Source organism: Gluconobacter sp. NFX36 (genome assembly GCF_049887835.1).
GTDB classification, from domain to species: Bacteria; Pseudomonadota; Alphaproteobacteria; order Acetobacterales; family Acetobacteraceae; genus Gluconobacter; species Gluconobacter japonicus_A.
The window spans coordinates 67,481-89,539 of the sequence record NZ_JAGEKJ010000007.1 but is presented as its reverse complement, the minus strand read 5'-3'; the positions used below and the strand labels follow the sequence as shown (position 1 = coordinate 89,539).

The 22,059-nt window shown below is 53.2% G+C and carries 19 protein-coding genes; 10 read left to right on the top strand and 9 right to left on the bottom strand.

The window, feature by feature from the left end:
- Positions 1-3: 3 nt before the first annotated feature.
- On the bottom strand, positions 4-363 hold the full coding sequence (locus J4P41_RS09015; RefSeq protein WP_426066851.1) for an ArsC family reductase: 360 nt from the start codon (positions 361-363) through the stop codon (positions 4-6).
- 126 nt (positions 364-489) lie between these two features.
- On the opposite strand from J4P41_RS09015, the gene J4P41_RS09010 reads away from it, so the two are divergent.
- The gene (locus tag J4P41_RS09010) at positions 490-1,332 is read left to right on the top strand and encodes a glycerophosphodiester phosphodiesterase family protein (protein ID WP_426066850.1); all 843 of its coding nucleotides are present in this window, start codon (positions 490-492) and stop codon (positions 1,330-1,332) included.
- A 5-nt stretch (positions 1,333-1,337) separates the two neighbouring features.
- Here J4P41_RS09010 and J4P41_RS09005 read toward each other — a convergent pair whose 3' ends face one another.
- From J4P41_RS09005 to ggt, 3 genes are read right to left on the bottom strand one after another with little or no spacing between them, the layout of a single operon-like run.
- Positions 1,338-2,072, bottom strand: a complete 735-nt coding sequence (locus J4P41_RS09005; RefSeq protein ID WP_426066849.1) for a copper homeostasis protein CutC — start codon at positions 2,070-2,072, stop codon at positions 1,338-1,340.
- 47 nt (positions 2,073-2,119) lie between these two features.
- Entirely contained in the window at positions 2,120-3,427 is a 1,308-nt protein-coding gene (locus J4P41_RS09000; protein ID WP_426066848.1) for a lipase family protein, read from the bottom strand.
- Positions 3,428-3,455: 28 nt separating this feature from the next.
- Positions 3,456-5,213 (bottom strand): gamma-glutamyltransferase, encoded by a 1,758-nt coding sequence (gene ggt / locus J4P41_RS08995; protein ID WP_426066847.1) that lies wholly within the window; start codon positions 5,211-5,213, stop codon positions 3,456-3,458.
- A gap of 134 nt (positions 5,214-5,347) precedes the next feature.
- Here ggt and J4P41_RS08990 point away from each other — a divergent pair, with 134 nt between their 5' ends.
- The 3 genes from J4P41_RS08990 to J4P41_RS08980 all read left to right on the top strand — a co-directional run bounded on the left by J4P41_RS08990 (position 5,348) and on the right by J4P41_RS08980 (position 10,118).
- Complete coding sequence (locus J4P41_RS08990; RefSeq protein WP_426066846.1) at positions 5,348-6,244, top strand: LysR family transcriptional regulator; 897 nt, start codon at positions 5,348-5,350, stop codon at positions 6,242-6,244.
- On the top strand, positions 6,241-7,509 hold the full coding sequence (locus J4P41_RS08985; RefSeq protein ID WP_426066845.1) for an MFS transporter: 1,269 nt from the start codon (positions 6,241-6,243) through the stop codon (positions 7,507-7,509). The genes J4P41_RS08990 and J4P41_RS08985 overlap by 4 nt, the downstream gene beginning before the upstream one ends.
- A 137-nt stretch (positions 7,510-7,646) precedes the next feature.
- On the top strand, positions 7,647-10,118 hold the full coding sequence (locus tag J4P41_RS08980; RefSeq protein WP_426066844.1) for a TonB-dependent receptor: 2,472 nt from the start codon (positions 7,647-7,649) through the stop codon (positions 10,116-10,118).
- A 77-nt stretch (positions 10,119-10,195) separates the two neighbouring features.
- Here the strand turns inward: J4P41_RS08980 and J4P41_RS08975 are convergent, their stop codons facing one another.
- Entirely contained in the window at positions 10,196-11,398 is a 1,203-nt protein-coding gene (locus J4P41_RS08975) for an MFS transporter (protein WP_426066843.1), read from the bottom strand.
- Between the two features lie 328 nt (positions 11,399-11,726).
- On the opposite strand from J4P41_RS08975, the gene sodC reads away from it, so the two are divergent.
- The 5 genes from sodC to J4P41_RS08950 all read left to right on the top strand — a co-directional run bounded on the left by sodC (position 11,727) and on the right by J4P41_RS08950 (position 17,636).
- On the top strand, positions 11,727-12,254 hold the full coding sequence (gene sodC, locus J4P41_RS08970; RefSeq protein ID WP_426066842.1) for a superoxide dismutase[Cu-Zn]: 528 nt from the start codon (positions 11,727-11,729) through the stop codon (positions 12,252-12,254).
- A 182-nt stretch (positions 12,255-12,436) separates the two neighbouring features.
- Entirely contained in the window at positions 12,437-12,733 is a 297-nt protein-coding gene (locus J4P41_RS08965; protein ID WP_426066841.1) for a transposase, read from the top strand.
- Between the two features lie 550 nt (positions 12,734-13,283).
- Positions 13,284-14,453: a glycosyltransferase family 2 protein gene (locus tag J4P41_RS08960; RefSeq protein WP_426066840.1), complete on the top strand. Its 1,170-nt coding sequence runs from the start codon at positions 13,284-13,286 to the stop codon at positions 14,451-14,453.
- Positions 14,446-15,825 (top strand): hypothetical protein, encoded by a 1,380-nt coding sequence (locus tag J4P41_RS08955; protein WP_211568187.1) that lies wholly within the window; start codon positions 14,446-14,448, stop codon positions 15,823-15,825. The genes J4P41_RS08960 and J4P41_RS08955 overlap by 8 nt, the downstream gene beginning before the upstream one ends.
- A 2-nt stretch (positions 15,826-15,827) precedes the next feature.
- Entirely contained in the window at positions 15,828-17,636 is a 1,809-nt protein-coding gene (locus J4P41_RS08950; protein ID WP_426066839.1) for a glycosyltransferase family 2 protein, read from the top strand.
- A 483-nt stretch (positions 17,637-18,119) separates the two neighbouring features.
- Here the strand turns inward: J4P41_RS08950 and J4P41_RS08945 are convergent, their stop codons facing one another.
- From J4P41_RS08945 to J4P41_RS08935, 3 genes are read right to left on the bottom strand one after another with little or no spacing between them, the layout of a single operon-like run.
- Entirely contained in the window at positions 18,120-18,278 is a 159-nt protein-coding gene (locus tag J4P41_RS08945; protein WP_426066838.1) for a hypothetical protein, read from the bottom strand.
- On the bottom strand, positions 18,268-18,801 hold the full coding sequence (locus J4P41_RS08940) for a hypothetical protein (RefSeq protein ID WP_426066837.1): 534 nt from the start codon (positions 18,799-18,801) through the stop codon (positions 18,268-18,270). The genes J4P41_RS08945 and J4P41_RS08940 overlap by 11 nt, the downstream gene beginning before the upstream one ends.
- 36 nt (positions 18,802-18,837) lie before the next feature.
- On the bottom strand, positions 18,838-19,353 hold the full coding sequence (locus J4P41_RS08935; protein WP_426066836.1) for a DUF1826 domain-containing protein: 516 nt from the start codon (positions 19,351-19,353) through the stop codon (positions 18,838-18,840).
- 180 nt (positions 19,354-19,533) lie between these two features.
- Between J4P41_RS08935 and zigA the strand changes: the two genes are divergently transcribed.
- A complete protein-coding gene (gene zigA / locus J4P41_RS08930) occupies positions 19,534-20,736 on the top strand; it encodes a zinc metallochaperone GTPase ZigA (RefSeq protein WP_426066835.1) in 1,203 nt (400 codons plus the stop codon).
- 334 nt (positions 20,737-21,070) lie between these two features.
- Here the strand turns inward: zigA and J4P41_RS08925 are convergent, their stop codons facing one another.
- Complete coding sequence (locus J4P41_RS08925; protein WP_426066834.1) at positions 21,071-22,003, bottom strand: LysR family transcriptional regulator; 933 nt, start codon at positions 22,001-22,003, stop codon at positions 21,071-21,073.
- Between the last annotated feature and the right edge of the window lie 56 nt (positions 22,004-22,059).

Genomic DNA, 22,059 nt, shown 5'->3' with positions numbered 1-22,059 from the left:
GATTCAGGTCTCAAACGTCCCTTCATAATCTACAGGGCGGAACCCGATACGCAGAACCGTTCCGTCGCGCGTCAGAACTGGACGCTTGATCATGGAAGGTTGTGCCAGCATCAGGGCAACAGCGCGGTCTTCCGTCAGATCGTCCTTTTGTTCAGGAGACAGTTTACGGAACGTCGTACCAGCCTTGTTGAGCAGACTGGTCCAGCCAACCTGAGAGATCCAGGCGTTCAGGATGTCTTCTGAAATCCCATCCTTTTTATAGTCATGGAAAGTGTACGGAATAGCCCGCTCTTCCAACCATGCGCGCGCCTTCTTCATGGTGTCGCAGGCCTTGATGCCATATAGCACGACGGATGAGGTCATTCCGGATCTTTCCCTAAGACTATTCAACTCACATTCTAGTGGCTCCGACTGACCCTGACCAGAACGGGCGTTCAGGGGAACCATGACTTCTCTTTCCGGCACGTCTTTTTACCAGGGTTTTCCGTCATGAAGCGCCGAAATGTCATCTTCAACGGAGTTGTGGCGCTAACAGCCCTGTCAGTCGTGCCCACTGCCATGGCTCAATCCTTGCAAGCTGTTCTGACAACGCCGCCTCCCCTGATCTGTGCCCATCGAGGCTGGACTGATCCATCGGAAACCGAAAATAGCCTGAGCCAGATGCGCCGCACACATCAGGTCGGTCCGTTCATGATGGAAATTGATCTGGCGACAGATGCCAGTGGCCGAATTGTCCTGCTGCACGACCAGAACGTGGATCGCACCACAACGGGACATGGTTCTCTTGCGGCACTCAACCCGGCAGATGTTCAAAAACTGGCCCTGAAAAACGCATCTGGTCCAACACAGGAGTACATTCCGGCCTATGACGCCGTACTTGACTGGGCCGCCAGAACGCCAGACGTCCTTCTGATGTTGGACATCAAAGATGTTCCTCCTGCCGACGCTCTGAAACCCGTCCGGCGCCAGCACCTTTCAGACCGGGTGGTCGTTCTCACATTTCAGGAGAAGCAGGCCCGCGAGGCCTTCAAAGCTGATCCGGATGCCTTGATCTCCGTGCTGGTCACAACACCAGATGACCTCGCAACTTACCGCCAAATCGCAGGACACCGCCGGTTCGCAGCTTATATTCCAAAGACCTCAAAACCGTCTTTATTCAGAATAGCGCATCAGGCCGGAGCCATCATCATAACGGATCTTCTGGGACCAACTGCCGTGACAGACATCATGTCCCCAGAAGATGGCGCACAGCATGCACGGTCCCTGCCCATTGATATTCTGGTGACCAACACTCCGCTCCAGCTTCAGGCAGCCCTTAGAAAACATCCCTGAGCGCATTATGCCACGGGAAGGGCGGCATCCTCCGCCAGAATAGCCAGCATTTGGTCAATGATCTTACCGCTGGTTCTTGACGCAAGACGCCCGAACCCCAGTTCCCAGACGCGGCAGGCCTGACCCACCGATGGCCCTCGACACGACGCATGGATGGCCGTGACACCCGTTTCCTGAACCAGTTCCCGGACATTCCCGACACGCACACCGCTGCCCGCCATAATCTCAATACGGCCAGCCGAATGATTCACAATGTTCTTCAGAACAGACTGCCCCTTGGGCGCAATCACCGCCTGACCAGACGTCAGAATACGCTCGAACCCCAGATCGACTGCCTGATCAACTGCCGTCAGTGGATTAGGTGTGAGATCGAAAACGCGATGAAGTGTTCGTCCCATGCCGCCACAGGCATCAGACAGCAGCTTCAACGTCTGCACATCAAGGGTACGGTCGCTCGTACATGCACCGAGAACGACCCCCGCCAGACCTGCAGCACGAGCCGCATCAATATCCGCCAGCATCTGATCGATTTCTTCAGCGGTAAACACGAAGCCGCCCTCTCTCGGACGGATCATGGCATAAACCGGCACTGTGGACTGGCCTGCCAGACGCATCAGTCCCGCAGAAGGGGTCAGGCCACCGAGTGCCAGAGCAGAACAAAGTTCAATGCGCGTCACTCCGGGACGCTGTGCCGTCCGCAGGCCGACGGCATCTTCAACACAGATTTCAAGCGTCGGCATACCCGTCTCCCTCCTCTGCGGCGAAAACGTTTATGCCGACAGAGTTCTCAGTTGTTCCAGCGAATTCCCGGCAGCGCCTTCTCCACTGTGGAAACGGGTTTGATCGTCCCGCAGTTTCCTTTCGGATGATGTCCTTTCAGGAGCGCCAATGCAAACGGAACGGAATCTTCGGCCGAACCATTGACGGCACCGTTATGGGTCAACCCCGAATAGGTCTTCCACGTCACGTTCGTCCCAGCATCACACATGGCAGCAACGGCATTATACTGCTGGGCCACACCCGCTTCGTTGTCCGCAAGTCCCGTGCCAACAAACACCGGCATGGTCATGTGAGCATCAGGAATGGTGAAGGCTTCCTGGAAATCTGCCTCAAGCCGGGATGTATCCCCCGCATAGGCATTGTCTTCCGTAATGTCGTGCGCTTCCGTGTAGCGAAACAGATCGCCCAGACAGGACTGACGGGCCTGATGAGACAGGTCCTTGCCCTTCTCCGTCATGTTCGCACGAACATCGACGTCCGGGTGCAGGCTCTTGCGAGACCCTTCGATCGTCAGGATTCCGAACGCCGCAGCCATGTGAGGCGGCTCCACATTCAGACGTGGCAGAGGCGTATGCTTCGGATGCTCAGGCAGTTTGAACTGTGTCACAACGCCGGTCGCAACCGTTCCAAGCACATGCAGATCCGGCGCATAGTGCGGAGTCAGCCACGCCGTTCCAAGGGCTGCACCGCCACCCTGTGACTGGCCCACCAGAATGATGCGGTTCTGAAGCGTCCCCTTGTACTGCGCCAGCGCAGCCCGCAGGCCATTCAGAACACTGTAGCCTTCCGGACGATACATCAGATACGGATGCGGGCCAGGCGTTCCCAAACCCTGATAATCACTGGCAACGACCGCGAAGCCAGCCTTCAGCCAGTGATCCAGATAGGCGCGGTCACGCGACAGATAGCCTCTCCAGGAGGGCGCGCAGATATCCGCAATACCTGTTGTGCCGTGTTCCCATGCCACAACCGGCCAACCACCCTTCGGCGGCGTCCCTTTCGGGAAAATGATCTGTCCGGAAACCGTCACCGGATCGGGCGCATTCACGCCACTGATGGACGTATAGAGCGTCCGCACAGCCTTGGCGGCGTTTTCCGGCAGCGGACGGTCTGTGATGTCCTGCGTGCGGATCATCTGACCAACCGTTGCAGGCACCTGCGCGGGAGGTGTGTAGAAATCACTAACCCCGCCGTCCCCAAGATCCCGGTCAACCTCGGCAGCCACCTGCGGCTTTTCCGGCTGGGACGGTGTCGCACAGGCCGAGAGGGACAGAAGGGTTGCAGCGCAAAGCGCCGAACGGAATGAAAGCTTCATGAGTGTCTCCAGCAGATCGAGGCAGATATTACTGACCGACGGCAACGCCGTCACGGTGCGGGTCGCCCCAGCCCTTGAGGCCCTCGGGGCTGATGGTAATGCCCTGAACGGCTGCGTTCATGACGTCGATTTTGGGGTGATGTCCCATGGCACTCAGCGCCGAGGCCAGCCCGGCAGCAGACGTCCCCTGTTCAAGTTCCTCGGTATGGTTCTGGGCACCGATACGGGGCTGCTCGATCGCGGTACGGATATTCTGCCCCCAGGCGAGATACCCCACCAGCGTCTGCACAACAGAATCAATGATCCGCGCACCGCCCCCTGCCCCGACAATCACTTCAGGCTGACCGTTTTGTCCGAAGACGATCGTCGGCGACATCGTGGTGATCGGGCGCTTTCCGGGTGCTGCAATATTCGCGGCAGGATAGCCGTTCACAAAAGGATGGCTGGCAAAATTCGTAATGGCGTTGTTCAGCACCACGCCATCCACAACAATATCCGAACCAAAATTGAGGTTGATCGTCGTCGTGAAAGAGAGCGCGTTGCCAGACGCATCACGGATGGAAAGATGCGTCGTGGCTGGCACGGTCATCGGGTCGGAGGATGGCAGAAGCGCCAGCGTTCCCTTGAGCGTCCCTGCCGTCACACGATCCGCGGCCTGTCCCTTCGCGACCAGCGCTGCACGGCCATCCAGATAAGACGGATCAAGAAGCGCAGCCGTATCGACACGGGTATAGTCCGGATCAGCGGCATATTTGCGCCGGTCAGCCTCAGCCAGACGGGAGGCTTCCAGAAGCAGATGTGCAGCTTCAACGCTGCCCGGCGCATACTGGCCAATCTTCAACCGATCCAGAATGGCCAGTTGCTGCAATACGGACAGTCCACCAGCAACAGGCGGAGCGGAAGAACAGATCCGACGATTGAACGCCGTCACGCACAACGGCGTACGTTCATGAACCTTGTAAGCCTTCAGATCTGCCGAGATCAGTGTGCCGGGGTATGGGCCACTGGCCACGGCTGCTGACAGCTTTTTCGCAAAATCCCCCGTGTAGAAATACTCGGCTCCCTGCCTGGACACCTGCTCCAATGTTCCTGCCAGAGCAGCATTATGCAAAAGTGTTCCTTTGGGGAGAGGCTGCCCCTCTGCATCGAAATAGGCCGCAAACTGCGGTTCATGGGCCAGTTCAGGGCGCTCGGTCAGAACGAGATGGAGATAGCCTGCCAGCGGAAAACCATCACGAGCCGCAGCAATCGCAGGCTGGAACAGATCCGCCCATGGAAGCTTGCCGTAACGGTCATGCAGCAGGGCTAATGTCCGCAGTGTGCCAGGAACGCCAACGACACGCCCGCTCCGCTGAAGCTTAGCTTCCGGAATACGAACGCCATTCTGATCATGCATAAAATCACGCGGCATCCGCATCGGTGCGCTGGCCAGGCCATCAAAAAAACTCAGGCTCCCTGCACCCCGATCCCAGTACAGGATGGTCGACCCTCCACCAAGGCCAGATGCCTGCGGTTCCACCACAGCCAGAACCATCTGTGCCGCAATGGCGGCATCCACAGCACTCCCCCCTTTCGCCAATACATCCGAAGCCGCTCTGGACGCCATGGGATTGGCTGTCGCAGCCATGAATGTGCTGGCGACGGATGGCTGCGCGACAACAGACACAGGCGGCAGATGATGCGCACATGCACTCAGACCCAGCGCGGTTGCTCCCAGCAGTCCCACAAGACCGGAGGTCCGGGCATAAACCTTTCTTTGGGAGAGAGCCGCACTTCTGATACGCATAAACACTGCTAACCTTTAGTTTCTGGGAGCGGAGAGATCTCTATCAAACCGTTACGGTCTTAGATCTTCCCAATAAATGCTGTTATAGTGCGATCATTATCAATCTTTGGTTTGCAATGAACGTTTTCCAGGCCATGACGACCTTTATTGCCGTCGTCGAAACAGGAAGCATGACAGCCGCCGCAGAGCGTTGCGGCATCTCACCCACAATGGTGGGAAACTATGTGCGCCTTCTTGAAGAGCGGCTTGGCACCAGCCTGTTGCGCCGCACAACCAGACGCCAGAGCCTGACGGCCTTTGGGTCAGTCTACTTCGCCAAATGCCAGAAAATTCTCAGCATGCTCGACGAAACCGAGCGTATGGCAGAAGCTGCCCAGAGCCTTCCCGCAGGGACGCTCCGCATCACCGCGCCCGTCACTTATGGCACGCAAAGCATTACGCCCTGCATTGCAGCCTATCTGAACGAACACCCCGCGGTCGACGTGGACCTCGTCCTGACAGAGCGCAGCGTCGATCTGACCCATGAGAAGTTTGACATTGCCATCCGCCTGGGAGTGCCGGAACCGTCTTCTCTGATCTGTCGTCGCTTGTCTGACTACACCATGACGCTCTGTGCTTCTCCGGCTTATCTCGCCAGACGGGAAGAACTTCTGTCTCCCCATCAACTCGCCGCACACGATGCGCTCGCTTTTTCCTACACACCCGCCTCCCCCTGGCACTGGGCACGACGCGAGTGGCATTTTGAAGGTCCGCAGGGGCATATCGCCGTCGAGATGCAGCGCAAAGGGCTGTTCAACAACACACAAGCCATGCGACGGGCAGCCCTGTCAGGCATGGGCATTGCCATGTTGCCGTCCGATCTGGTCCGGGAAGACATCCGGGAAGGCAAACTCACGGCTCTGCTCCCAGAGTATACACTCCCTTCCCGCCCGATTTATCTGCTGTATCACAAGGAGCGCTACAGTGCCCCGACGCTGCGGTCGTTCATCCAGTTCCTGATCCAGTCTCTCAATAGTCCGCACGCCGGATGACGGGCGCATGGCCATCACGCAAACCCAATCAGGCGGTGATTGCCTCCATTATCGGCAATATCATCGAGTATTATGACTTCGTCATTTATGCGTATTTTTCAGCGTCGATAGGCCGTACGTTCTTCCCAGACAACTGGCCACTATCCCAGATTGGGCTGTCCCTCGCTACGTTTGGGCTGACTCTTCTGGCGAGGCCGCTCGGCGCCATTATTCTTGGAAATTACGCAGACAGGCGCGGCCGCGTCTCTACAATGATGGTCTGCATTCTCCTGATGGCCATGGGCAGTCTGCTCATCACCCTGACGCCATCCTATCAGGACATCGGTATCGCCGCTCCCGCCCTGATCATCCTGGCCAGACTGCTTCATGGCTTTTCGCTGGGCGGCGAATTCGGAAGCGCTACATCCTATCTGATCGAACACGCGCCCAGACATGAAGCCCGGGCCGCAAGCTGGCAGGCTATCGGGCAGATCACGGCTTCGCTCTGCGCCGCAGTCGTCGTTCTGGCCCTCCAACTGACGCTCTCCCCTGCGATATTCGATACATTTGGCTTCAGGATCGCAACGGGTCTGGGTGCTGCGGCAGGAATAAGTGGTCTGATCCTCCGCATGATGCTGACGCCGGAAAACTCCGAAATACCAGCCCGCCCCCACTCTGCACCAACACCATTCCTGCAACCCGATACACTTCTCAGGACAGCCCTCATCATGGGCTCTGTCGCTCTTGGTAGCGGCATTACGTATCTGGGGCTCTACATGCCTCACTATGCCCGCAGTCAGTACAGCCTCTCCGGCCTCAGCACATCGCTGGCCCCTTTACTCACATATGGTGGTCAACTTCTCTTCACCCCGCTGAGATGGAAACTGGCAGACCGTTTTGACAGAACACACAGTGTCAGACCAATGCTCTGGTCCTGCGCCTTCCTGACACTTCTGCCGATTCCTGCCTTCCAGTTAATCAAAACCGTTCCTGCAACAGTTCTGCTCATGCCCCTTCTGTTCAATCTGAGCGGCCTGTTCTATTTCGCTGCTCTAGACGGCTTCATCGGCCAGCTCTTCCCAAGGGAACGCAGAGGGCGCGGCCTGACGATGGGATATTCTTTCGGTGTTGTGCTGTTCGGCGGTCTAGCCCCCCTCACAAACGCGGCGCTTCTGTCCTGGACCGGCCTCTCTCATGTCCCGGCTCTCTATATGATCCTAACAGCGATCATCTCGTTCATCAGCGTCCTCTCGGCACGGTCGTTTCTGGAGCGCCGCACGCCCTGAACATCAGAATTTTCCTGACAAAGATTGAAACTATCAATTTTTTCTTTGGAATGTTCTTATCATTACCTCCTTTATCTTGGCTGAACTGTTTCGTAACGAAATCGAACCATTGCCGTTCCGTAAAACGAGTCCTCGACATGCTTTCCTGCGCTTTCTCTCCTCTGCGTTCCACTCGTCCCGGAACATCCGTTCCGCTTAACGCTCTTTTCGGACAAGGAAAGAAATCTCTCGCAGCAGCAACATTCCTGAGCAGCCTGTCCTTCCTGACGCCGGCTGCCCAGGCGGCAACTGCTCCAACGACAGAACCCGCCAGACACAAGCACCACAACACACAGACGGTTGAGGCTGGCAAGGAGTCCATCAGCGTTACAGGCACGCGCCACCAGCCGGGCGGCGGCATGATGCGGGTCGAAACAGCGGCCCGGGCCGTACAGACCGTGACGCAGAATTACATTGAAATGCAGAGCCCTACGAGCAGCCCCCTGGACCTGATCTCCAATCTGCCCAGTGTAAATATTACAACACCGGACCCGAGTGGGAATGAAGGCGGCTCCATGCAGAGCCGCGGACTGTACGATAACGACATCGGCATCCTTCTGAACGGTATGCCAATCGCGAATGGTGGTACGTCGTCAGCAGCCAACTTCGTGCAGAACTATATCGACAGCAACAATATTACCTCCGAAAGTATGAGCCCTGGCTCGATCTCCGTGGAAAATCCTGTCACATCCGCTGGTGCTGGCGCCCTGAGCATCACCACACGCGCACCCTCCAAGACATTTGGTGGTCTGGTCTCTGGCAGTTACGGCTCTTTCAACCGGACGCGCGGTTTCATCCGCGTAGATTCAGGAGAAATTGGCCATACAGGCATCACCACCTATGCCTCGTTCTCCAACACCCACTCCGACGCATGGCGCGGCTCGGGGGACAGCGACCGCAAACATATGGATTTCCGTGCACAGAAGCAGATTGGCGCACGCAGTTCCATAGATCTGTTCGCTGGATACAACCATTCACATTATTATCTGAACCGGTATCCGACGCAGGCCAACTTTCAGAACGACAAGCATGACCGTCCAGTCTCAACCCCGTTGAACTATACGGCTGAATTCAATGCGACGTCACCAAGCGGTTATTACGGTGTACACGGCACGGACAAGAGCCAGTTCTATGTGTCCGCCCCCATGAAGTTCGTTCTGAACAATACCTTCACCCTGAATATCTCGCCTTACTACGAGCGTTCGGACATTACGCTGAACAGTGCATCCCGTCTGCAGGAAGGCCGCACGTATGCCGGAACAGCACTCCAACGCGTAGATTTGAACGGCGACGGTAAGATCAGCACCTCAACGCGTGCAGCAGTATCCACGAATTCAATGTCCGTGACCCAGCAGGGCGGTGTGGTTGCAGCCCTGGGCTGGCACTCCGAAAACAACGACGGACAGATCGGCTACTGGCATGAGGAGTATCGTTATTCCCTGCGTACCCCACTGTCGCGCATGAACCAGACGACTGGCGCACAGCCATCTGATACAGACAAGTCATCCTATTACCGGACCACAAGCGGCAGTATTTATTATTCCGTCGATTACCTTGGCTCCTACAGCCTTAATTCTGGTTTTCTGGAAGATACCGTCCATCTTCTGAACCATAAGATGTCCGTGACCGGCGGCATCAAAGTAACGTCCATGACGCTGGAAGGACAGGATTACCTGCCCAGCACGGCCAGCCACACGAACCACACCTACGTCTCGCCAACGCCACGCTTCTCATGGTCATACAATTTCGCGCCTCATCATCAGCTTTACATCAATGCTGAAGGGGACTTCCGCGCTCCGTCTCCAATCAACATGATCTCCCGCTACAGCACGAGCAGCGGCATCATGACGACTTCAGGCGCTGGCGCAAAACCACAGTATTCCATCAAGGAAGAACTGGGTTACCGCTACAATGACGACCTGTTCCTAGCGGATATCAGCTTCTTCAACATGAATGTCTCCAACCGCCTGCTCTCCATCAATACGTTCAGCAACGATGTTCAGGTCAGCCAGACGATCAATGCAGGCGGCGAAACAATCCGTGGCGTCGATGTCATGCTGTCCACCCGCCCGCTGTTCCATCGCTTCAGCCCATATTTCGCATTCGAATACCTACATACGACGATGGACAACAACCTCCAGACCACAGCAGACGATGGTGCAGTGGACTACCTGCGGACCAAGGGCAAGACGGCTATCATGTCACCGAAATTTTCGGGTAGCGTCGGGCTGACGTATAATGAAGGACCGTTCTTTCTGAACGCTAGCGTACATTATACTTCGCGGCAGGCTGCGTCCTTCATGAACGATCAGTATATGCCGTCCTACTTCTCGGACTCCCTGACACTGGGCTACCACCTGCCAAAATTCTTCATTGCCCAATCCCCGGTCTTCAAGCTGAACTTCACGAACCTGACCGGTCAGTACAAATTGGGAGGTGTCTATTACTTCGCGAACAACGCCAAGCCCACAACAGGCGTGTACGGACACAAGATCAGCGCTGACACGGCGCCCACTTATTATATCATGCCGCCCTTCGCCATGATGGGCACATTATCCACATCGTTCTGATGCTGAGTGCTTTGGTCTTGAAAAATCGCATTTTCTGAAAAAAGCGGGAGACTGAACCATATCTCCCGTTCTATTTTTCAGGCAGATGCTTCGTCTTCGTGCGGTTGCAGAATACGAGGAAAAGCATCGGGGCTGAACAGGGCCAGCAGGATTGCGGCCAGTGCCATGACTACAGCCAGAGGCGTCAGGATATTAAAGCCACTCCATGTCAAAATCTGCCCTCCCAAGGCAGATCCAAGAAGGATACCAAGATTACTGGCCCCATTGATGGCAGCGCCCGCAACATCGGGGCGCGTTGCCCGTGCACGGATTGCTCCCGACATAATGAAAGGAATGATGGCCGAATATCCCGTGCACCATAGTCCGACCGAAGCAACAGCCTCCCATCCGGTTATAATATGTCCGGACATCAGCCCCATACCCACCAGCATGGCGAAACCACCACCGAGAAGCCCAGCAGCTGGCCAACGATCCACAATCTGACCAGCCGCCCACAATCCGGAAATACTCACCACTCCTGTCAGAAGCAGCGCCACGCTAAGGGCAGGTTTTGGCAAGCCATGCAGAAGTAGAAGCGGTGTAACATAAGTATAGAGCAGATTGTGTGCCACAAAGAACAGAGCATCAATTGCAACGACAACCATAAAGACCCGCATCGCCTTGCGAGACCCGATAGAGGGGAGTTGTGCACTGCCCGTTCCTGTAGGGGCCACAGGGGGCAGGAAAAACGCGATACAAACCGTCAGCAACACGGCAAGCCCCGTCATGACGAACATCGCAATCCGCCAGTTTGCAAAATGTCCGATAGCCGCAGCCCCTGGGACGCCAAGAATGGCTCCAAGAGATGTCCCTCCATACACGAAAGAAATTGCCCGACCGGTCATGTTCGCAGGAACAAGCCGAGCAGCGTAGGCTGAAACAATCGACATCAGCAGCGCATGGGCAATACCACCAACGGCTCTTCCAGCACATAAAATCAAAAATGTTGGCGCAAGGGCGACAATCAGATTGGACAGGACATACCCTCCCAGAGACAGGAGCATCAGCTTCTTGCGATCAATCGCAACCGTCAGAATGGTCAGAGGTACAGCCCCAAGTGTCACCATCAGAGCAAAAGCACTGACAGCCAGGCCCGCCTGTCCTTCAGCAATATGAAAAGCCTGCGCCATATCGATCAGCAGACCCACAGGTGCAACTTCACTGGTCAAGGCAGTAAATGTGCATGCGAAGAGTGCGCACAGACCAATAATGGTCTGCATGGGCAGAGTTTTGAAAAGCATAATTTCCCTGGTCAATGTGATGACGCGATCACGCGGGATGAAACCGCCTTCTGCCACGCTTCCGGCAGGAAGAAAACGAAAGAAACAGAACCGTAACCCGTTTTCGTTCTGTCATCTTCCGATCATTGAAATCCTGCCCTCGAACCGAGTGTTCCGCACGTCGAAAGCCTTGTGACAACGCGCTGGGAAAGAACGGATATCGCATTCCTGAATGCTCGCGAAGAAGAGAAGAGCGTTCCCGTAAAGGTTGTTGATATTCATTCTGGTTTGCGACACCTTCAAAGCCAGACAGGATTCTATTTGCTCATAATCAGGAAAGAATTTTTCAATGAACCCACTGAAATCAGCACTTCTGGCCATCACTCTGATCGCCGTACCCTCCATGGCATTCGCGGCCGAAACCGCCACGGCGAACCTGATTGATGCCAGCGGCAAACCAGCAGGCACCATTCAGGTAACAGAAGCCCCCAAAGGCGTTCTGCTGCATATCGAAGCCAAAGGCCTCACCCCAGGGTGGCATGGCATTCACTTCCACGAAAAAGGCGACTGCGGCATTCCCAAGTTCACCAGTGCCGGCGCGCATGTCCATACGACAAAATCCGTTGTTCATGGTGTTCTCAACGTCGATGCCAACGATTCCGGGGATCTGACTAATATCCATGCAGCAGCCGACGGCACGGCTTCAGCAGAGATCTATGCGACTTTTGTATCCCTTAAAGGGGCTTCCGGTCGTCCAGCCCTCCTGGATGCTGACGGAAGCTCCATCGTCATTCACGCACAGGCTGATGACTACAAGACTCAACCGATTGGCGGCTCCGGCGCCCGCATGCTCTGCGGTGTTCTGAAACAGGACTGATTCCTTACAGGATATGCCTCTAAAGTGTTTAATAATTGGCGCCGGAACCTACTAGCGTATTAGACTGAACTGTCTGTTACGCTTCACAGGCTCGCCAGCGGAAGACGAGCCTGTGAATGGGTGGTTTTTGCTGCGTAAACAGCAGATGAAGAAGATTAAGCCGCTTCCTACTGCCCCAGTGTTTGCCTCGGGTCGATGACCGTCATATTCTGGGCGGGATTGTTTATTTAATCCGCAACGGCCTTCAAGTAAAAGATGCCCCGAAAAAGTATGGCTCACACGAGACTTTATACAACTGCTTTATCCATTGGCTCTACCTCAGTATCTTTGACTCGCTATTCATCGCACTAACGGAGCAGGCTCGCCGCTCAAGGCAACCAATAATTGATGCAGCATATTATCGAGGCATACAGAACTGCAGCGTCTCTGCTCAAAAAGGGCTTTTCTCTTCCATATCCGACGCCGAGGAGGCAGGCTGAATTCAAAGCTCCATGCCCTATGGTAATAACAAGCCTGTCCGACCTCATCTGACTACGAGCCAGATCAGTGACTGCAGGGGCGCAGACATTCTCCTGTTTGGTAGTTCTCCTCTGTGAGACACAAGAGAACATTGGAAATCCGCGGGGTGTGATAGCAATCAAATCATGCATCTTCTAGTCGGACGAAATATCACCGCCCGTATTCCGACAAGAAAAAGAAATCGCAAATGCCTTACAAGTGACATCCATATAAAAATCGTCACCTGATCGAAAATATGTTTGCAAAACTGAAAGACTGACAACGTACCGCAACGCAATACGATCACTGCGTTCGTACTCTCGTGTCAGCAGTTTATATCGCAGTAAGCATCCTCCTTTACATTAAGAATGTGTGTCCTGAACCTAATGTAAACTCAGTGTCTTGCGAGCAGGCATCGGAGCCATCCTGTCCGATGTAAGTTGATACACAGACGCTCAAATTCTGCAAAAGAGTCTGTTGATATCTTCTGCCAAGCATGAGAAGCGTGATAGAAAGAGGGGAGAGCGATGGATGAATGGCATGATCAGTTCAATTGAGCGCCGCAGAACGTTTTACTTAAAGAAACTTTCTATTGATTGTGGCTCTTTAAAAGTTCATGGAAGTGCTTGGAATGGCGCTTCTGTCGCTCGCAGTATCCGGTTAATTCCCGAAACTTGTTATGCAGCACCTTCGTCTATCCGCCTGAACAGATCCTCCCGGCAGGAAATCGAAGCGCTTGACGACGCCGATACTAGCTTCGAAATCGAAATTCCACTTATTTCTCCACAAAACCTTACCAGTATCATCCTGTCATCTGTCGTGTTTGAATTCAGTGAAACACAACAGGAAGTTGTTCCTCTCTTCCCACAAAAAATTGTCGACATTGTAAAGCAGGCGGGAGGCTTCGCTAACCTTCGGGTCGGTCTTGGCATTACGACGTGGAACAGACAGGGCCTGATTGCCGACACTATAAATCGCTTGAAAATAAGTACCTTTTTCCCTCTTGAAATTTTTGTCTCCGATGATGGCTCATCGGATGCCACTCCAGATATATTGAAATCCATTCCTGACATCTCATGGAGTAGCGCAAGAAACCGCGGGATCGCTTGGAACAAAAACCGGGCGCTGTTCTATCTGCATCAGGTTCGTAAATGCGACGTCGTGCTCCTGATTGAAGACGACGTACAACCCACGAAAAATGGGTGGGATCTTGATTGGATTCTTGCCTCTCTTCTGTATGGCCATGTCAATCATGCTCCCAAGTGGTACCTGAAAGATGGGAGCCATGCTCTATGGCATGACCCACTAAAGACAGGGCTACTTAGCGGTCAATGTTCCGGCTTCACGCGTGAAGCCTTGAACTATGTCGGATATATGGACACACGCTTCGGCCGATATGGGCATGAACATGTCGAGCATACACTCCGCATGGTTCGGGCTGGCTATGGTGGGATTGTGCTCCAACCTGGAACAAGAGATTGTTTGTTTTTTCTAATCAATAGCGATCTTCAGATACTTGATGCTCAATCGTCAGGCAATCCGGACGCGGTGAAGGAAAACACCGTTATCTTCGATGCGATTTGGAACGAAACCATTTACCGCGCCGCATGGCGAAATGACACAGAAATGACCGCTCTCAGAGAAGAAATTTTACAAATTTCATTCAACCCTACTAGCCGGGGAGGCACATTCCATGGCTGAATTCATCCTTTATGATCATGCCGGATACATCCTTTATTATGACCGAACGAATGAATCCATAGTCAAAGGCTCTGGATATTATCCATCTCCTCATGTTGTTCCCATTTTTTACAGTCAATCGACCTTGTATATTTTTTACAATGGCGAAAAACAAAATCTTGAGGCGTACACTAGCCATTCGGAAGAAATTATCGGTGGGATCGAAAAAATCAGCATCTCCAAAGATAACTTTTTCGGAGCGGCAGAGCCAGGATCACCTGCGATTGTTTTTTCACGCAAGACAGTCGCTGGTTGGGAATTGTTCCGTTGCTCGGAAATTTTCTTTGAAAATCCTCTGAGCACACTAACTCGCTCCACTTGGCTGTCTCTGCACGATGGAACACTACACGATAAAACAGCTATAACGTCTCACGATAACGGCTTCTTCATCTCTGACCGGTATTATGACAGGTTGGAAAATAGCAAAGCTCTTGAAGCTCTGTCTCTACATGACGAAAGCGTCGTTTTGATGCGCGGTATGTCAGCGGAGCGCTACGTCCGGTATACTCCCCTGATTTATTTCGTAGCTTTCGGCTCCGACGAACAGCGCGAAAGTGTTATTACAAGCATTCTTTCGTTGGTTGAGATCGGGCAATACAGGGGAGATTTCTGCATCATCACAGACCGTGATGACATGCACAGCGTTCTGCCGGACAATTTCCCCGGAAAGCTACATATTTTCAGAGCCTCCGCCCATTCTCGGATCGAAATGTGGAAGGCGCGTTATCGCATTGGCGAACTGTTTCAAATCGGACGTTACCAACCTATCCTTTACATGGACACGGATGTTATTTGTAACGCTCCCATAAACACACTTTTACGGGCAGTGCTGATGTCCCCGCAAATCAGTGTCGGCACAGAGGATCATCCTGGTGTCGTTATTATTCCTTCACTGTATCGAGAATCCGAAGCTGTTGGGAAAGCATTTTTTGAGCATGAAAATTTTTTCCCAAATAAAATATACGGATTTAACTCGGGAATCATAGGATTTCCAAATATAAATGTTGCTCAAGCCGCATTCAATACAGTCATAGCAATCATTGATCGAATGATTTGCTTAGGAAACACAAAGGGATGGGTCGATCAAGCGGTTTTGAATTACGTCCTCCATAAACAGGCCTGCGTAGACGATACGGCCATTTCTTCCATGATTGCCGTAGGAACTGGTGAAGGCGTTTTCCCCTATAAAAATGCAACGCAAGATCCGGTTCTCATTCACTTTTGGTCTACACATGCACATGATCGCTTGCCTCGATTAAAGCGCTACCTCCAAATGCGCATCGAGCAATTAAATAAGAGTCAGGATACCGCAGACCTGCCAGAGATTCTCTGACCATGGAAAACAAGATGGAATTGTCTCTGAGCGCGTTGAAGGACTGGCATGGTCGGTACCTGGGCATCGATATATCAAAAGGACACCTGGTATCCGGGAACGGCATTATCTCTACCCGGATGGTACGTCACAATGACCGTCCAGATCTCGCATTTCTGCTCGCCCTCGAGAACATTCAGTCGTTCTCGTGTGCTTCCTATAACGCTCCGGCTAGCCCCATCTTGTCATTCCGCGTTGTTCAGATGGATGACAGTAAAATAGCCCTCCGACATCCCTTGGAAGAACGTTATTTAAGTTCAGAGCCCCGTGAATTACAGCAGCTTATTTGTGATAGGAAATCCGTAGCAGGGTGGGAGCAGTTTACTGTCGAACTTACGCCACAGGACGAACCTCTCCCTTGCTGGGCCCAAGCCATTAACGATGTCGTCGGAAATGGCATGAACGCTTGCGCCCTGCGTCGCTGGTGCCTGAGAGCAGATAACCAGACGTTGGCCGGTGCCTTCGGAGCTTTTCTGTGTCTGCTGACACGTGATGAGATGGAACGGTTCGGAGCATTTCTTCTGGAAGACGCGGATCTTCTGGAGCGCTTGCGTTGCACTGTTTCTGACGATTACTGGATCAGCAGCGTTTTCCCGAAACTTGCTTCATGGTGCCGTGAACGCGAACCGCTCTCTCATACCCGGCTGGATGGCTCAACGGACTTTCTGGGGCAAATAGATTACGGCGTTGAGCGTGCGCCACCTGCTGGCCTTATTCTGCTTGGTCAAACACGCCGCCTGATCGAACCCCGCAAACGCGCCTGTGTTTTGGCTACAGCCCGGAACGAAGGTATTTATCTGCTCGAGTGGGTCGCGTGGCATCGGATGATTGGCTTCGACCACATTTTCCTGTGCTCGAACAACAATACTGATGGCTCGAATGAGCTACTGAGTACTTTAGCCCGACACAGCATCATTACGTGGATCGATACCAATCCCGAAAGCCCTACCCGCATTCAGGCAAAATCCTATTCCGCAGCACTCGCCTGCACGCCACAAATGCTCGACTATCGTTGGACGCTCGTTGCGGATCTGGATGAATTTCTTGCTCTCGACTGGAAGCATTACCGACATATTGGTCCATTTTTCGATTTGCAGGAGGCTCGTGGAGCGGATGCCATAGCCTTTTCTTGGGTAATGATGACGCCAGACAGCCAATTACAGCATCGGGATATACCGATGGTATCACGCTTTCAGCGTCGAGAACCGCCAGAAAACGTTTTGGTTAAAACTGCCTTCCAGACACGTTTGGCACCGTTCTCGCATGCCCACCACCCGCAATGGGCTTATCAGCATTCTTTTCGTACGTTTGATACTCGAGGAAAGCTTTTACATACGGAGCAATCAGGACACCAAGCCATTGGACAGCTTTCTGAAAAAAACGCTTGGATCGGACACTACTTCCACAAATCGCTGGAAGAATATGTATGGAAGTGCAGCCGCCCGCGCGGTGGTACGACATCGCCACAAACCGCCACGCAAATGGAAGCGCGCTTCCTTGAGCCCTTTATCGATTTTTTCGGGCCGGAAAAAACACTTCCAGATGCTCGTCTGACTCCATTTTTTCCGGCTCTGGAAGCTGAGATTAACCATCTACGCAGCTTCCCTGATATCCGAGAAGCCGATCAGAATATACGCCTTGGCTTTCGCCAAAAAATCGGAGGCCTGGTAAGCCAATTTTCTCAGGACATTGAAAACTCACACCGTCCGACACCACTTAAAAGCAAGTGGGAGGAGCTTTACGCACAATATAATGAAATGGCATCTCACTGAGTCAATTTTCAGCAGAAATGTGCCAGTTCCGCTTAGCGCTGCAGTTACGTTTTCATTTTAAGACGTATGATTGTCAAGAAAAGTGATTGGCGCTGTCACCAGCACAAGGCCTTTTCGGAACGACGCAGCGCTATTCCCAATTCGTTAACGCTATACGTTATTATTCACGCCCAGACCAACGGCACTTCGGGCATATCCAGCCGATCTTTCACAGCGCATTACCCAAAAGCGTCTTCGGAGAATGTTTCGCCGATGCCACGATCCGCTCCTACCCGAATACCGGACGCATCCGTCTCTTGGCATCCAGCAGCACCTCAAGCATCAGCGCCGCGGCATCCTCAATTAACTTCCTACCATTCATCTCGCTTAGAAGCATGGTCCGGGAATTCCTGAGCCAATGGTCAAGTGGAACGCATAAACCAAATAATCAGACAGGCTATCATTAAACGCTTCCTTTACGACAGTCATAAGCGGGCTCATGCCTTACAAATACATCTGCAAAATCTGGCCTCCAATATCCAGAAACCGCATCTTCAACCCAAGCTCCAGCTCCAGCTCCAGCTCCAGCTCCAGCTCCAGCTCCAGCTCCAGCTCCAGCTCCAGCTCCAGCAATAAGGAAATCCAACCGGCCTCAAAGAGCAATCAATGTCAGAAAGAGAATTGGATTTTTGGCCTTCTTCTGGATGTGAAGCCGATCATTGCTCCAGAAAGGGATAAAAGCCACTGCGAAAGGCTCCAGAAAACTTAAAAAGTCATCTTCGTATCCTGGCCCCGAGCCCCACCCCACAGAGCTTGCGCCATAGCAACAAAGGGCTTTCAGCTTTGCTAAACTGGTTATCTGTGCGGTATCCGGTTCGGGGCCTAGGTGAAGCGTTAGTCTGTCAGACACTGCAAACGCCGCGACAAGCGCAGCAATCTGGGATACGTCTTCAATCACGAAGTCAGGATATTCTGCACAAAAATCCTTATCCTTCAATTTACTCAAAATCTTCGTGAGGGGGCCGGACAGGACAATGCTCTTCACCGAAGCATAATGATCATTCGAAGCGTGTTTCCACTCAACCGGAACCTGCCTTGTCCAAATCACAAGATCCAGATCCGACCGAACGAGATCAGTCAGGATACCCGTCCCCCCCGATGCACGAACACGAGGTCCATGGCCCACAACAGGATCAGGCCAGCTTTCTATCGCAAACACAGATCAGGCGACCAGATCAAAGGGCGCATTAGCACAAGCATTCGCCTCGTCAATCGTCAGAAGGAGCCTGAAACGCTCTGAAGCCGGACGGTCTGAAAGAGGTGGAGAGCGATGAAGGAGCTTCTCGGCATCACTCCATCCAGGGAAATGCTTCCCCTTCAGGAAAACAACAGCACCTGTCGGAGCCTCCCGCACTGTACGCCCCTCATCACGGGTCCACTGAACGCCTGGGCCTACATAGGTTCGCAGCAGACGAAGATCGACACAGTCCACATGAAATTTCCGACAACTGTCTGTCGTTATCTTTTCCAGTCGAACAAGTAATTTTTGGTGTCCTGAAATACTACGGTAAAGGTCGGCAAGAGCAATCATGTCGGTCGCCAGACACCTCGCCGGTTCAGGACAACGAACTTCCAGCTGCGCTGCTATTTCCGGTATTGTCCCATTGACCATGAGCAGGTGGGAACCCTTCGCAAGATACGCTTCCACAGCCTGTTTCAGAGCGAAGGACATATCCATCGACTGCACCTCAAGGCTGCAATGCGATGACAAGATGCCTCTGTATGGCAACTGGCGCTCCAAGCGGCACCGTGTCGGGCATGCAGACATGAAGACAAACCTTCCTCACTATTGATATGTTATAACATAACTTATAATAAACATATATCAACCCCTCTTCCCCCTAAGGACCCTCCTGTCATGACGGATGCACGATTGCCTGTAACTGTCCTTTCTGGCTTTTTGGGAGCTGGAAAAACAACACTGCTTAATCATGTTCTGAATAATCGTGAGGGACTGAAGGTGGCAGTCATTGTCAATGACATGAGTGACGTGAACATTGATGCGGAACTCGTCCGCAACGGAGGGAGTAACCTCTCACGAACGGACGAAAAACTGATAGAAATGACCAATGGATGCATCTGCTGCACACTACGGGATGATCTGTTAACCGAAGTGACCCGACTGGCACGAGACAATCGTTTTGATTATCTCCTGATCGAATCAACCGGTATCGCCGAGCCTTTACCGGTCGCTGCGACCTTTGAATTCCGCGATGAGGACGGCCACAGCCTGAGCGACATAGCGCGCCTCGATACCATGGTTACAGTCGTGGATGCCGTGAATCTGCTTAACGACTATGGCTCAACCGACTTCCTTCGGGACCGAGGAGAAGTGGCAGGAGAGGACGATGAACGGGCCCTTGTGGACCTTTTCGTTGATCAGATCGAGTTTGCGGATGTCATCATCCTAAATAAAATTGATACAGCCTCTCCGGAGCAGGCAGAGGCTGCGAGGTTGATCATTCGTTCTCTGAACGCCGATGCTTCTCTCATCGAAACGAACCAAAGCCAGGTTGACACTCATCAGATCCTGAATACGAAACGTTTCGATTTTGACCGGGCGCATCAGCACCCTACATGGTTCCGGGAATTGTACGGACATACCGAGCATCGCACAGAGACTGAAGAATATGGCATTACCAGTTTCGTTTACCGCGCCCGTCGCCCTTTTAACCCGGAAGCTTTTGCCGCTTTCATCGAACGATCATGGCATGGGGTTGTGCGGGTCAAAGGGTATTTCTGGCTTGCGACCCGGCCAGACTGGGTTGGGGATCTGAGTATCGCGGGCGCTTTGGCCCGGCATCAGGCTGCCGGACGCTGGTGGGCCAGTGTTCCGCATCAAAACTGGCCAGACGATGAAGCCTGGAAAACAACGCTAGCAGGATACTGGGACAACGTTTATGGCGATCGTCGGCAGGAGCTCGTCTTTATCGGCGCAGCAATGGATGAAACCGCTATTCGAACTACGCTGGACGATTGCCTGATTCCAGATTCACAGGACGATGCTTTCATGCCCCGGCATTACAGCCATCTGAATGATCCGTTCCCCCAGTGGGCATAGGGGAAGTATCTCTGAATCTCACAGTAAAAATATTCACGAAATTGAAAAAGCCTAGACAGCCCTCCCCAACGGATAAGATTATGATTGGAATGTCTGTTTCAAACCCATGTACCTGAAAACAGACATTCCAATTCCCTGGGTAGGCGGAATGCTCAATCCTCTCTTTTGAACGCATTGTGTACAAAGAATATTTCGTTCCATATTCGAATCTATGTGCATAAGCGCCAACCCGCCTGATAAGAGCCGCAACGCGTTTCTTTTGAGAAACACACATCAGATCTAACTCTTGCAAAAATGACCTGACACCAAGAAGGCAAGAGACGCAGACCCTTCGTTAGGACGCGGCTTTAGAAACCCCAAACTGGCGCGTCCGCATCTGACGCGCCTGATGAATGAAGTACAGCTTAGCGCCTGTCATCCGCACAGACCGATACACAAGATAGACGGGTGCCGTCAGAGCTGTCCGCGATGAGAGGGGAATGTAAGTAATCTGCCCTGCATGATGCTGCTGCATTGAATGGGGCACGACAGAAATCCCCAGTCCTCCGGCTACAAGACTGAGCGCCGCCATAAGCTGAGGGCCCTTCTGCCGGATGTTGGGCATGAAACCTGCACCCAGACAGGCATCCACGATCGTTTTGTAGAGACCGTTGTTATACTGGCTCTGATAGAGAATGAAGTCTTCGTTCTCGAGATCCGCCAGTCTCAAGCCTTCCGCTGGCGAGTTCAACGCAAGTGGGTGTGCACGAGGAACCGCCACCACCATCGGCTCTTCCAGAATCAGTTCCACCATCACATCCGATACATCCGGGATGGAGGCACGCACGAACGCCACATCCACAAGATCATCTCGCAAAGCGCCGAGAAGCTGGCTCGAATTGCCTTCCGTCAGGGTCAGCGTCACATCCGGCCAACTCTCCCTGAAGTGCCCTAATACGGCCGGCAAGCTGGGATGACACATGGCCGAATTGGTAAAACCCACAGACAGTTCGCCACTTTCGCCACGCACGACCCGACGAACATCTTCAACTGTCTCGTCCACCCGGTCGAGAATGTCATATGCCCCCTTGAGCATACTCCGCCCGGCAGCCGTCAGACGCATCCCTTTGGCATGGCGCTCAAAAAGTTGAACACCCATCGCTTCTTCGCAGGACCGTAACATCCGCGTCAGGGGCGGTTGCTGAATCCCGAGCCGTTCTGCGGCCCGTGTGAGATTCCCTTCCTCGGCGATGGCCACGACGGCGCGGAAATGACGTAACTCAACCATGCAATACCTTTAAGGTATGATGAAACCTGCAACGAAATATTGGACCTAGCAGTTTT